Here is a 13,349-nt window from a genome sequence, read left to right as displayed (position 1 = left end):
CGGTGATCGTGCGTCCCTGCTGCGATCTCGCCTCTCCTGACTCATGGAACGACTGATATGACGGCGAGCAACGAACCCCTGCCGCACGTGGCGGTCATTATGACCTGCTATAACGAGGGGCCGTACATCGGCGACGCCGTGCGCAGTGTCCTCGACCAATCGCGCGCCGACCTGATCGACCAGATCGTCATCGCCGATGACGGCTCTGCACCGGAGACGGTCGCCGTGCTGCGCGACATCGAGGCATGGGACGATCGCATCACGATCATCTATGGCACCGGCGGCGTCGGCCTGCCGGGGCAGCGCCGGCTGGCGATCGGCCGGACCGACGCGCCGTTCCTCGCAATCCTCGACGGTGACGATTTGTGGAGCGCGGACAAGCTCGAGCGCGAGATGCCCGTCTTCGCCGATCCGGCGATCGGAATGGTCTATTCGGACTATTTCACGTTTGCCGATGGCGCGATCGACAGCGCACGCCGGGCGGGCGTCATCGACATCACCGGCGCGCCGGACCTGATCCGGCAATATTTCCTCAACGATCCGCCGATCATCCCGTCCACGACGGTGATCCGCCGCAGCGCCTATGACGCGTGCGGCGGGTTCGATGCCGCGGTGCGGATTTTCGAGGATACCGATTTCTACCTTCGGATCGCGCGCGTCACTCGCTTCGCGCTGGTCGATGCGCCGCTGCTCTACAAGCGCAACCGCAACACCAGCATCACCGGTGGTCGCAAGGACCTGATGGCACATCATGCCTTCGTCGCGCTCAAGGCGGCGGCGGACACGCCCGCTCTGCTCACCCTCGTTCCGAAACGCCTGAGCGAACGCGCGCGCAAGCTCGGCAACCATCGTTTCCTGATGAACGACGTGGACGGTGCGCTGGGGCTGCTGTCGTTTGCGGTACGTACGCATCCGCTCAATCGACGGGCATGGACGTCGTTGATCGCGGTACGGTTTTTCCCCAAGCTCGCTATGAAGATGTTGGGATCGCGAGGACGGGAACGCCAGATGGCTATGGGAGTCGCAAGTTGACGCGCCACGGTGCCGCATCGCCGCCGGTCATGATCGTGACCTGCGAATATCCGCCGTTCCCCGGTGGCATCGGCACTTATGCGGGTGAGATGGCGCGCGCCGGTGTCGATGCCGGCGCGGCGGTCAGCGTCATCGCGCCGCGCTACGAAGGCATCCCCGGTGAGCTGCCGGCGGGTGTCCGGCATCACCTCGTCCTGCGTCACCACAAGATCCCGCCCGCCGCGATCCTGCAGGTGCTGCGTTTGGTGCGTGGCGCGCCCGCCGACACGTTGCTGCTGGCCGCGGACGTTCGCACCGTCCTGCTGCTCAAGCTCCTCCAGCCGCTGCATCGCCGCGCCTATCGGGTGATGGTGCACGGCAGCGAGGCGGCCAAGTTCAAGCCGGGATCGATCCTCTTCAAGCTGATCCAGAAGGCGTATCTCGGCGCCGACCTCGTCGCGTACAATTCGCGCGCGACCGGCGACATCTTCCGCGCTCAACTCGGCACGCCGAAGCACGAAGCGATCACCTATCTGGGGGTCGACCGGCAATGGTTCGATCCCGCGGAACGGGACGCGTTCGAGCATCCCGAACTCGCCGATCTGCCCGCCGACGCGCCGGTGTTCTGCAGCGTCGGCCGGCTCGAGGCGCGCAAGGGTCAGGTCGAGACGATCCAGGCTCTGGCGCGCGCGCGCGATCAATATGGTCTCGCCGATCCGGTCTATGTCGTCGTCGGACGCACCGAAGACGAGGCTTATGAGCGCGCGATCGTAGCGGAAGCCGCTGAGCGTCGGGTACGAACGCTGCTTCCCGGCCGGCTGTCGATCTCCGACATCAAATTGCTCTACCAGCGCGCCGCCGCGCATCTGTTGTTCGCGCGCGAACTGCCCGGCAAGATCGAAGGCTTCGGGCTGGTGCTGATCGAAGCGGGTGCGCAGGGTTGCCCGTCGATCACGACGGCGGTCGGCGGTATTCCCGAGGTGCTGGGCGATACCGGCGCCGTCGTGCCCGCCGACGACGTCGACCGTTTCGCGGCACAGGTCGCCTCCTATGGTTCAGACGCCGCATTGAGTTCGACCCAGGGCGCGCTGGTGCGTGAGCGGGCGTCGACCTTCACCTGGAAGCGCTGCTTCGCCGAAACCTTTCCCGAGGCCGCCCATGCCAAATAACGCCGCAGCGACAGCACGTCGCACCCCGCTGGCGATCGGCACGACCGCCGCCGTCCTTTCGCTGCTGGTGCCCGGCATCGCGCGGGCGCAGCAATATGAGGTGACGGTCGACGCTTCCAGCCGCGCCGACACGAATATCTACCGCGTGCCGGATTCGGTCGCCAAGACCTACCCCCACGAGGGTGCTGATTTGTTCAACTTCATCGGCATCGAAGCAAGTGGCAGCGACAAACGCGGCGATCTGTCTGCCGAGTTGACGGGCAGCCTAGGCCAGTCGCTATATGCCTACAATTCGACGCTCAATCGCTTCCAATATGGGGGATCGTCGCAGGTCGATTACGCCGCCCCGCGAACTGGTGTGACGTTGTACGCGGAGCATCGCCTGCGACCGGTCGCCTTCGAAGACAGTCGCGCGGTGCGCAACGTCCTGCAATCCTTTACTCGCCTGACCACCGATGCGTCGCGTAACGTACTTGGCGACATTCGCGCGGTCGGTCGGTTGAACTACACGCGCAGCCGCGCCGCAGACGACACGCTGCAACGAAACGACAACGCTCGTCTCGGCTACGGCGGCGGACTGGGCTATTTCTCTCCAACCGGCAACAGCATCACGCTGGAGGTCGCGCGACTTCAAACAACGACCTTCACCGACAGTCAGGTTCGGCTCGGCGACGGCTTCTTGCGCTACAGACCCGAGTTCGTCGAGAACTCGATCGTCTCGCATCTGCTCTATGCGCCGACCGCGCTGACGAAGATCACCAGCAGCGTCGGTTATACGTGGCACAACGATCGATCAGTGTTGAACGCGGACTTCAAAGGCGTCACGGCCGACGCGGCGATCGAATGGTCGCCGTTGCCGACCGTCTTCGTCACGCCCGCCTTCCGCCGTGCGTTCTCGACCGAAAATGGGCTGTTTTCCAACGGCGTGGAGGTCACGAGCTATGGCGTGTCGGCCACCGCGGTCGTGCTCGGTCGGTTGAACGTCGGCAGTCGCCTCAATCGCGTGCGCCGCAACTTCCGCTACGATCTGCAAGCCAACGATCCGCTCAACTTCGCCCGTGTGGAAAATACCACCCGGTTCAATGCGAACGTCTCGCTGGTCACCGGCTCGCGCTTCGTCGTCCAAGTCGCCTATGATCACATCGGCCGGTCGGCGACGCTCAGCCAGTTTCGCTTTGCTTCAGATGCTGTGACGCTGTCGCTTTCGCGGAAGTTGAGCTACTGAAGACCCGTTCATCGATGGCTTCCTTACAGCCGCCGATTGCCGTTGCTCGACATCGCGGCCACCGTGATCCCACCTTGCGAATGCCGGCCGGCGATAGTTGGCCGGCGCGCTTGATGATCGACGATCACCAATGCCCGCGTGCTGCCCGGTCGCGGTACAAGCTGCCATTCATGCCACATCGACACCTCCACCGCCGCCGGGACTAGGACCAGCGCGGTGAAGATTCGGTTATCTGCCCCGAACCGCCTGACCGGACGGCACGAGGCAGGAGCCGAAGCGCGACCACGTCAGCCGTGCGTCAGCCGCCGCGCCAGGTCGGATGCGCGGCGCAGCGCGTCCTTGAGACCGGCGACCGCGCGGTCGAGGTCCTTGTCCTCGCTCAGATAGCTTGGGCGGTTCGTCAGCGCCTTGAGCGCCTTGGCCGCGCGTGCGACCATGATCGCGTCGATCGGGCTCCACAGCAGCTCGAGCCGCGACTTGCGCATGAACTTGATGACGTTCATCGCGCGCTTGTACCGACGCTTCTGGTGCGCGGTTTGCAGATGTTCGGGCGAGAAGTTCTTCGCGAAATTGTCGAGCAACACCTGCTGCATTCGCTCGCGATCGTCGCCGATCTCGGCCAGCAACTGCTCGTCTAGGCAGTGTGGCTTCCCAAACCGACGGACGATCCGATCGCGCGCATATTCCAGCACGCTGCTGAACGGCAGGAAGTTGGGCCGATACGGCAGCCCGACGCTGGAACTCCAGTCGGTCCACTTGAAGCTGCTGATCTCGGCGGAGGTCACACACGGCACCCACGGCACCCGCAGCGCATCGGCGCAGATCGCGGCGTGCATCGCGTCGGCCAGAACCAGGTCGGCCTGCTCGATGCGGCTCAGCAACAAGTGGCTATCCCACTGCGGGTTCAGGAATTCGATGCCCGCGCGCTTGCACACCGCTTCCCACTTGCCCAGCCGGGCGGAGAGATGCGGCATGAAGACGATCCCACCGGTCCGCTCCCCGGCCGGCTTGCCATATTGCGGCAACGCGCGCAGTAGCGCGGCGCCGTCGGTCTGCGCCAGTGCCGGATCGATACCCAGCGCACGCGCGCTCAGTGGGCCGCGCACCGCAAGGATATGCCATTTGTCGTCGAGCGGCGGGATCGGATCATAGCCGACCCCGGTGCCGATCACGATCTTCTCGGCATCGGCGGGCGGCGGATGGAGCCCGAAGATCGTTCCGATGCCGACGAGCACCAGATTGTCGTTCGTCTCCTCGCGCGGCTTTTCGGGCCACGCTTTGTCCCACAACCACTCGTTTAGATCGTCACCGAAGTTTCCGGTGCTGTCGCGGTAATAGAGGGTACGCATGTGCAGCCTTTAATAAGAAGGAAGCGCCCGCACGCGTCGCCGCGCCGGATCGATCTTCGGGGAAAGTATTTGTCATAGAATCCACTACGCGGCCGACTTCGGCCGAAATCGCTTCGTCAGCGCGCCAGCCGCTCGCGCCAGCCCGAACACGCGCGCCAGATCGAGCAGCGACTGGCGCGACCCTGCAAAACAACAACCGACCGCCACGGTGCCGGCGCTGCCGGCCGCGATGTAGATGAGCGACAGGATCGTCGCCGAAAGGTTCTTGTCGCGAGTGAGCAGCATGACCGCGACGCAGCCGACCAACGCGCCCACGAACAAAGGTATGCTGGGGATCACGGCGCGAAGCTGATCCGCTGCCGTCACCGGTCCGCGACGCCCTGCCACAAACAGCCGCAGCAGCACCACGGCCAGCGTCGCGGTCGAGAAGGCGATCGCGACGCCGATCACGCCGAATTGCACGCCGAACAGCACCGCCCCGACGCGGATCACCATTTCGAACAGCCCGAGCGTCCGCATCTCTGCCGAGCGATCCTGCGTGATGAAAAGGTCGGCGATCGCATAGCCGAGCCCAACGCCGGCAAGCGCCGGTGCAAGCGCCGCCAGGATCTTGCCCGCGATCACCCACTTGGGTCCGAGCAGCCAGATGGCGATGCTCGGTCCGCCAAAGGCGAGGATCACTGCCGCCGGGGTCAGGATCGCGCACAGATTTCGCACGAGGCCGACGTAGGTCGCGCGATATTCTTCGGGCTGCGACCGCAACCGCCGCAGCAGCGGGATCGTCGCCTGCGAGATCGGCTGGACGAGGTTGGTGCTCGGCAACGCAAACAAAGTTTGCGCACGATTGAACTGCCCGAGCAGCGCCGACCCAAGATAATGGCCGATGGCCACCACCGATACGTTGCCCGACAGGAACACCGAGATCGAGAAGATCGAGGTGTTGGCGCCGAACTTCAGCAGGTCACCAAGGTTCTCGGGACGCTTCGGCCTGTCGGGGCGCCACTTCGAGATGAAGAGGAACAGGCTCGATCCGACGACACTCTGGACGACGGTGCCGGTCACGATCGCCCAGACGTCGTGCCGGATGAACGCCAGCGTCAGCGTCGTGATGAAACCGATCAGCAGCGCGAAGATGTCGACCGCGGCGACGACGCCGAAGCGAAATTCGCGGTTGAGCAGCGCGACGTGCTGTAGCGCCACCCCTGAAGCGACGAAGCCGATCACCGAGAATTCGATGACCCACAGCACCGCCGGCTCTTTATAGAAATCGCTGATCGCCGGGGCTGAGACGACGATGATGGCGGAGATCAGCAACGTCGCGGCGACGTTGAACCAGAAGATGAACGACAGCTCGTCGCGGTCGATCTGCTCCTTGCGCATGACCGCATTGGTCATGCCGAAGTCGCGGAACACCTGCCCGAACGCGAGGATGACCGTTGCCATATTGGCAAGACCATATTCCCGGGGCGCCACGAGGCGCGCCACCGTTACCGTCGACAGAAGCGTGATCAGCAGCATCAGCGCGCGCCGCATCAACAGAAGAAGCGGCCCCTTGCGGGAACGCCGCCGCGCCTCGTCGATGCCGATTTCCGTTGGCGACGCTTTTGCGCTCACTCCTGCCCTCCGCCGAGCGCATTCACCGCGCTTGAAACATTCCGCATCGTCGTCCCCTTTGGCCGAGCCATGATCCGCGCGATCCGCCACCGGCAGGCACGCTCGTTGCTGCCAAACAGTTGATCCCGAGGCGTCAGCAAATACCTTCGCCCGGTCGCCGATCCACGCGCGGCAAGGCAAACCTGCTGTCGGACGCGGACGTCGCGCCTACGCTCCGGCTCACCGGGGTGGCGTCCCGACCATATCGAGCGATCCCGCCCGCCAGTAACGAAGAGCGGCGACCGCTGCCGCACACGGCAACATGTCCCGCACAAACGATTCGCGCCCTCCGATCGAGCGCCCTGAGGCGAGGGATGGCGTGCATGTGAATGATTTACCCAGATTATGCTGCACCGCGCAAGCGGCGGCTGTCATCGGGACATCACCTTTCGCTTAGAGTATCGAGGAGATTAGGTGCAGACTCGCCAGGCGGCACCAAGAAGCGAGGACCCCGTGTCTCAGAATGAACGCCTTCGAAAAGCGTCGGGGCCGATTGGCCTTTGCGGAACTTCGATAAACCCTTACACGCCGGGAAAATGAAGCAGGCGAAGTCTGCACGGATAGTCGGCCGATCAACGGCCGGTCGGGGGAAAGCATAGGATCGGAATCGAGGCGGCGGCAGCTCGACGGCCGCACGGCAGGCGGACGCCGCGTCGATTGTAAAGAGTTACACCCGCAGGTAGTGGAAAGCTCATGCTATCTTGCACAAAGCTGACAATATTCCCCTCGTGACCCAACGCCGCTGGCAAGGAGATCATTCCGCGATGTTACTGCCGAAAATCGCATGCGCGTTGGCACTGGGTGCGGTCGCCGTGACGTCGACCTTCACGCCCGCGCTCGCGGGACAGGCTCCCGCGACGGAGAACCGGTCGTATCAGATCGGCCCGGGCGACATCCTGTCGGTCATGGTCTATCGCGCGCCCGACTATACTTCGGTCGTCGAGGTAGGTGCCGACGGCACGATCCCGCTCGGCTCGGTGGGCAACGTCCGCGTCGCCGGCATGACCGCGCCGGAGGCCGGTGCCGAAATCGCACGGCGTCTTCGCGCGGCGGACATCTTCAAGGCGCCGGTCGTCAACGTGCTGGTGCAGACCTATCGCAGCCGCACGGTTTCGGTGCTCGGCAACGTCACCAAGCCGGGCGAATATCCGCTCGAACGCGGCCAGATCGGGATCAGCGACGTGCTCGCGCGCGCCGGTGCGGTGCTGGGCGCCGGTGGCGGAACGATCGAGCTGATCTCGGAACGGCGCGGAAAAGCGCACCATTCCCGCCCAGGACGTCCTGCTCGGCCGAAGCAACGTGGTGCTGCAACCCAGCGACACGCTGATCGTCAACGACGCGGCGACCTTCTACATTTCCGGCGAGGTCCAGAAGGGCGGCTCCTATCCGATCGAGCCCAATCTGACCGTCGGCCGCGCGATCGCGATTGCCGGGGGCCTCACCCCGCGCGGGTCGTCCGGGCGGGTCAAGGTCACGCGGAATGAAAATGCCGCCGATCGGACGTTCAAGGCGAAGACTGGTGAGCCGGTCAAGCCGCGGGATCTGATCGTCGTCGGTTCGCGCATCTTCTGAATAGGATCATTGCCGTGATTGCGCATATCTTGAAGGTCCTGCGGCTCCGCTGGCTGGTCATCGCGCTGTGCGGTGCGCTCGGTCTGACGCTGGCGGTCTTGTACGCCCTGCTCTGGCCATCGACCTATGAGGCGACCGCCTCCGTCGTCGCGGTCGTGCAGTCACCCGAAACGCTCGGCTCCCGGACGATCGCCGAGCAGCTTTCGTCGGACTATCTGCTGACGCAGGAAGACATTCTGAAGAGCGAGCGGGTGGCGCGTCAGGTCGTCGCGCGCACCGGGCTCGCCAAGGCACCCGGCGCCGCCGAACGCTTCGGATGGGATCCGAGCAACGGCCCGCTCGACGAAGTGATCGCACGCCAGATCAGCGGCGGGCTCAACGTCGCGTCCAGCGCCGTCAATTCGCGCGTGATCGACATCAGCTACGCCAGCAGTGATCCCGTCTTCTCCGCGCAAATGGCGAATGCCTTCGCCACGGCCTTCATCGATGTGAACGTCGACCTGCAGGGCGAGCCGGCGCGCCGCACCGTCGCCGCCTACACCAAGCAACTCGACGCGATCGCCAAGCAGATGACCGAGCGCCAGAAGGCGCTCGCCGCGAAGGAGCGGCAGCTCGGCATCGTCTCGTCGAAGGGCGAGAGCGATCCCGACTCCGCGCAACTCGCCGCATTGTCGTCGGGCCTGGCGACCGCGCAGGCGCAATCCGCTGCGGCGGCCTCACGCGCCGGCGGCGCCGCGCTGCCCGACGCGCTGTCGAGCCCGGTCGTGCAGTCGTTGCAGACCGAGATCGCGCGGGTCGAGGGGCAGCGCCAGCTGCTCCAGACGACGCTGGGCGCCAACCACCCCGACTATAAGCAGCTCGTCTCGCAGCTGGCGGGGCTGCGCGGACAGTTGGCGGCGCAACAGCGGCTGATCCGCCAGAGCGCCGCCGCTGCCGCCGCACAGGCCCGCGCGGCCGAAGGCGGCCTGAACTCGGCGGTCAATCGGCAGCGTGACCAGGTCATCCGCGCGCGCGCCGACCAGAACGAAGTGTCGGTGATGGAGCAGGATCTCGCCAACCTCCGCACGTCCTACGATCAGGTCGCGCAGCGTCGTGCGCAGTTGCTGGTGCTCGGCAACAATGCCGAGAACAACATCTCGCTGCTGTCGAAGGCTACGGTGGATACGACCCCGGTCGCACCGCGTCGCCTGCGCAGCGTGCTCGCGGGATTGATCCTGGGCCTGGGCCTCGGGGTCGCGATCGTGCTGGCACTCGAGTTCCTCGATCGCCGCATCCGCTTGAGTTCGCAGCTCGAAACGCTGCTCGGCATTCCCGATCTGGGCAGCATCCGCCCGCAGGGGCATCGTCAGACGCAGCTGCCGCGGTTCGTCGCGGGTCTGTTGCCGTCGGCGAAGCACTAGCCAAGGCCGGCTGCCCGCTACGATCGGTCGCGGGCAGCCGGAGTGACGCAACGAACACATGGCCCCGAAGACCTGACGAACGACAGGTCGCTCGAGCGGGACCGCCGCACTCAAGTCGAGGTGAGCAGTGGACACGAATATAGCCTTCAGCCCGAACCCCGGGACCCACGTCGCCGAGGTGAGCGACGACATCGTCGTGCTGCGCAATCCGCATTCGTCGCGCGCCGCCGACCTGCGCCGGCTCGCCCAGACGCTCGCACTCCGCTGGTTCGGCGGCGACAACGGCCATCGCGCACTCGCGGTCATCAGCCCCGATCGCTACGAGGGGCGCTCGACCGTCGCCGCCAATCTCGCCTGCCTCTTTGCGACCGGCGGGGTCCCTACCCTGCTGATCGACGCCGACATGCAGAACCCCAGCCTGCATCACAAATTCGGCTCGATGACGTCGCAGCCGTCGCCGATCGGCGGGCAGCGTATCCGCGGGCTGGATCATCTGACCGTGGTCCCCGCGGCGGATCTGCTGAAGGTGGAGCAGGCTCCGCTGATCCACAGCCCGCTTCAATCGCTGATCGAACGTCGGCGCGCGGAATTCGGTGCGATCTTCATCGACACGGGCGCGGCCGCGACGTCGAACGATTACCAGGTCGCCGCGCTCGCCGGGGGCGGCGCGTTGCTGGTGACGCGCGACGGGGTCACGCGCGCGCGGCGCGCATCGCGGATGCTGGACAGCTGCGACGACGCCGGGCTGTCGGTGGTCGGCGGGATCATGCTCACCGCCTGAGGCGCACGCCCGACAATCGTACCTATGATGCGTGAAGGCGATCCGCGAAGCGCTTGCCCGTTCGGCGGGAACCGCCCTAAACGCAGGTCGGTTGCGCTTCGGATTAGTCAATTGGGGGCTTGGTGACGGAATCGACAGTCAAGGTCAGCGTGGTCATCGCCGCCTATAAGGCCGCCGCGACTCTCCCACGCGTGATCGACAGCCTTGTCGCGCAAACGCTGACCGACTGGGAAGCGATCATCGTCGAGGATGCCTCGCCGGACGATACGCTGGAGATGGCGCGGTCGCTGGCGGCGCGTGACAAGCGGGTGCGGGTCATCCCGCTCGAACGCAACAGCCGGCAGAGCGTCGCGCGCAACCGCGGGATCGAGGATGCCCGCGGCGATTGGGTGGCGGTGCTCGACGCCGACGACGCCTTCACGCCCGAGCGGCTCGCTACTCTGGTCGCCTATGCCGAGCGACACGCGCTCGACATCGTGGCCGACAATCAATTGTTCTACGATGCCACCGCGCAGCAGATTTCGCGCGCCTCGTCGCGGCCCGATGCCCCCGACCGCGAATGGACGCTCGCCACCCACCTCGTCGAGGAACGCGTCGGGCGAAGCTTCAAATGGGGCCTGCTCAAGCCGTTGATCCGTCGCGCGTTCCTGACGCAGACCGGCGTACGCTACCGTCCGGAATACCATATGGGCGAGGATTCGCTCTTCTACATGGAGCTGCTCGCGCACGGCGCGAAGGGGCGCGTCATTGCCCAGCCGATGTACATCTACACCACCGCCCGCGGCGAAATCTCCGGTCAGGCCTCCGCGGCATCGACCTCGCGCTATCGCTTCGACGAGCACTTCCCGATCTATACGTTTTTCGGCGACCTGTACGGCGCGAAGCTGAACGCCGCGGAAAGCGCCGCATTGCGCACCGCGATGCGTGCGACCATCGCCTCTGATCAGAGCGTTCAGTTCAAGTCGGACGTCAAAGGCGGCCGGCTGACCGCGGCGGTGGCGCGCTTCGCACGGCATCCGGGCCTCAGCTACTTCCTCTACAAGGGGGCGGATCGCTATTTCCGCCACCGCCTCCCGCACAAGATCAAGGCCCGGCTTGCGAGCCGTCGAGGCAATTCAGCCGCCTAAGAATCCTTGTGCCCTCTCCCCTGGACAGGGGAGAGGGATAGCGAAGCTTGCCAGCGTGCTGGCTAGCGCAGCTTGGGTGAGGGGTCGAGCGAGCCAACGGCTCGCTTGGCGAGCGCTTACCTCGCACACCTCGCCGCTTGCACTCACCCGGCCGCACCAGATCAGGTGGCTCGCTCCGCTGCTTCGATCAGCAAAATGCGCGGCCATGCCCGCCGCATCAAAAAGACCGCACCGTCGCACCCCCTCAACAGCTTTTTAAGTAAGCCTGTTTAGAGGCAGCGGGACAGAAGCGAGCGGCCCGCGCCGCCATCTACAGGAATAAGGCGTTGTTCGAAAACGACGGAGCGTCGCTGCCCCCGTGCAGCGAGGCAGAGCAGCCGTGCGTCCAGCTGGGCGGCACCACCGGCGCAACCAAAACGGCGCCAGCGCTGGCGGCGATGCTGTTGCTCGAAGCATGTGGCGGCGGTGGAAGCGAGGCGTCCCCGGCACCGGTGGCATCGACGCCGTCGGTCGCCGGCCCGACGACCCCGGTCGTGGTCGTCGAGGCGAAGCCGACCGCAATGGAGGCGAGCCGCTTCCTGCAACAGGCCACGATGGGGGGACGCGCGCATCGATCGACGCGCTGATGGCGTCGGGCTATTCGGCGTGGCTCAAGGAACAGTTCGCGATGCCTCGTGCGACCTCGCACTGGGATTGGCTCACCGCCAGCGGCTATGGCGTTCCGGCGAATGAGGGCAATCAAGCCGGCTTCGACGCCACGATGTGGCGGCAATTGGTCTCCGATCCCGGTCAGCTTCGCCAGCGCGTTGGCATGGCGCTGCTCGACATCCTGGTCGTCGGCATCGGCGGACTGGTCAGCAGCTTCAAGCAGTTCACGATGGCGGCCTATGTCGATGCGCTGCTCGACAACGCCTTCGGCAATTATCGCGACATCCTGAACGCCGCCACCTTCAGCCCGGCGATGGCGATGTTTCTGACGTACATGGGCAATCGTAAGGCGAACCCGACCACCGGCGCGCAGCCCGACGAAAACTACGCGCGCGAATTATTGCAGCTCTTCACGCTCGGCACGCAATTGCTGGCACCGGACGGTACGCCCAAATCGACCAATCTCGCGGCGTCGGAGACGTTCACCGTCGCCGACGTGTCCGGCCTGGCGCGCGTGTTCACTGGCCTTAACTGGGCATCGAACGTCTCGGCGACCACGGAGCGCACCCGCCTGCCGCTCCAGATGAACGCCGCTTTGCATGAAACCGGCGCGTCCAGCTTCCTTGGGACGACCGTTTCCGGCGAAGGCATGGCCGCCATTAAGGCCGCGCTCGACACCATCTTCGCACATCCGAACCTTCCCCCGTTCGTGTCGCGGCAGTTGATCCAGAAGCTGGTGACGTCGAACCCCTCGCCCGCCTATGTCGCCCGCGTCTCGGCGGTGTTTACCGACAACGGTGCCGGAGTGCGCGGCGACATGAAGGCGGTGATCACCGCGATCCTGCTCGATGCCGATGCGCGTTCGGCCGCTTCGCTCGCCAGCACGACCACCGGAAGGTTGCGGGCGCCGATCCTGCGGCTGACCGCCTGGGCGCGCGCCTTCAAGGCCGGCTCGCCGTCCGATGCCTGGGGCTTCGGCGACACGTCGTCGGTGACCAACGCGCTGGGCCAGTCGCCCGGCCGCAGCCCCAGCGTCTTCAACTTCTACCGCCCCGGCTACACGCCACCGGCGACCTCCGTCGCGCAGGCGGGACTGGTCGCACCCGAATTCCAGCTGACCAACGAACAATCCGTGATCGGCTACGTCAATTACATGCAGAAGGTGGTCGGCAAGGGCATGGGCGACGTCACCGCCGACTATGCCGACATGCTGGCGATCGCCGCCGACAGCTCGGCCCTGGTCACCGAGGTCAATCTGCTGCTCGCCGCCGGCCAGCTCTCCCCGGCGAGCACGAGCATGATCAAGACCGCGGTCGACAGCGTCTCCGCGACGGCAAGCAATGGCCCCATCAACCGCGTCGGCATCGCGATCCTGCTGACGTTGGCCGCTCCCGAATTCCTGGTGGTGAAGTAA

At 65.5% G+C, this 13,349-nt stretch carries 11 protein-coding genes and 1 pseudogene; 10 read left to right on the top strand and 2 right to left on the bottom strand.

The window, feature by feature from the left end; all coding sequences use genetic code 11:
* Positions 1-57 precede the first annotated feature (57 nt).
* From QP166_RS05970 to QP166_RS05960, 3 genes are read left to right on the top strand one after another with little or no spacing between them, the layout of a single operon-like run.
* Entirely contained in the window at positions 58-1,032 is a 975-nt protein-coding gene (locus tag QP166_RS05970; RefSeq protein ID WP_333915084.1) for a glycosyltransferase family 2 protein, read from the top strand.
* Positions 1,029-2,180, top strand: coding sequence for a glycosyltransferase family 4 protein (locus tag QP166_RS05965; RefSeq protein WP_333915083.1), 1,152 nt, complete (start codon positions 1,029-1,031; stop codon positions 2,178-2,180). The genes QP166_RS05970 and QP166_RS05965 overlap by 4 nt, the downstream gene beginning before the upstream one ends.
* Complete coding sequence (locus QP166_RS05960) at positions 2,170-3,405, top strand: hypothetical protein (RefSeq protein ID WP_333915082.1); 1,236 nt, start codon at positions 2,170-2,172, stop codon at positions 3,403-3,405. Before QP166_RS05965 ends, QP166_RS05960 begins: the two co-directional genes overlap by 11 nt.
* A gap of 287 nt (positions 3,406-3,692) precedes the next feature.
* Here the strand turns inward: QP166_RS05960 and QP166_RS05955 are convergent, their stop codons facing one another.
* Positions 3,693-4,754, bottom strand: coding sequence for a hypothetical protein (locus QP166_RS05955; RefSeq protein WP_333915081.1), 1,062 nt, complete (start codon positions 4,752-4,754; stop codon positions 3,693-3,695).
* Positions 4,755-4,838: 84 nt separating this feature from the next.
* A complete protein-coding gene (locus QP166_RS05950) occupies positions 4,839-6,287 on the bottom strand; it encodes a lipopolysaccharide biosynthesis protein (protein WP_333917270.1) in 1,449 nt (482 codons plus the stop codon).
* A gap of 884 nt (positions 6,288-7,171) precedes the next feature.
* Here QP166_RS05950 and QP166_RS18965 point away from each other — a divergent pair.
* The 7 genes and pseudogenes from QP166_RS18965 to QP166_RS05915 all read left to right on the top strand — a co-directional run.
* Positions 7,172-7,435 (top strand): annotated as a pseudogene (locus QP166_RS18965) (polysaccharide biosynthesis/export family protein); the annotation flags it as partial.
* A 274-nt stretch (positions 7,436-7,709) separates the two neighbouring features.
* Positions 7,710-7,979 (top strand): SLBB domain-containing protein, encoded by a 270-nt coding sequence (locus QP166_RS05940; protein WP_333915079.1) that lies wholly within the window; start codon positions 7,710-7,712, stop codon positions 7,977-7,979.
* 14 nt (positions 7,980-7,993) lie between these two features.
* A complete protein-coding gene (locus QP166_RS05935) occupies positions 7,994-9,379 on the top strand; it encodes a Wzz/FepE/Etk N-terminal domain-containing protein (RefSeq protein WP_333915078.1) in 1,386 nt (461 codons plus the stop codon).
* 127 nt (positions 9,380-9,506) lie between these two features.
* Positions 9,507-10,160 (top strand): tyrosine-protein kinase family protein, encoded by a 654-nt coding sequence (locus QP166_RS05930; RefSeq protein ID WP_333915077.1) that lies wholly within the window; start codon positions 9,507-9,509, stop codon positions 10,158-10,160.
* Between the two features lie 122 nt (positions 10,161-10,282).
* Positions 10,283-11,287, top strand: a complete 1,005-nt coding sequence (locus QP166_RS05925) for a glycosyltransferase family 2 protein (protein ID WP_333915076.1) — start codon at positions 10,283-10,285, stop codon at positions 11,285-11,287.
* Between the two features lie 326 nt (positions 11,288-11,613).
* On the top strand, positions 11,614-11,913 hold the full coding sequence (locus tag QP166_RS05920) for a hypothetical protein (protein ID WP_333915075.1): 300 nt from the start codon (positions 11,614-11,616) through the stop codon (positions 11,911-11,913).
* Complete coding sequence (locus tag QP166_RS05915) at positions 11,913-13,349, top strand: DUF1800 domain-containing protein (protein ID WP_333915074.1); 1,437 nt, start codon at positions 11,913-11,915, stop codon at positions 13,347-13,349. The genes QP166_RS05920 and QP166_RS05915 overlap by 1 nt, the downstream gene beginning before the upstream one ends.

Source organism: Sphingomonas sp. LR60 (assembly GCF_036855935.1).
GTDB lineage: Bacteria > Pseudomonadota > Alphaproteobacteria > Sphingomonadales > Sphingomonadaceae > Sphingomonas.
The sequence above is the reverse complement of the archived record's forward strand: the minus strand, read 5'-3'. Positions and strand labels throughout refer to the sequence as shown.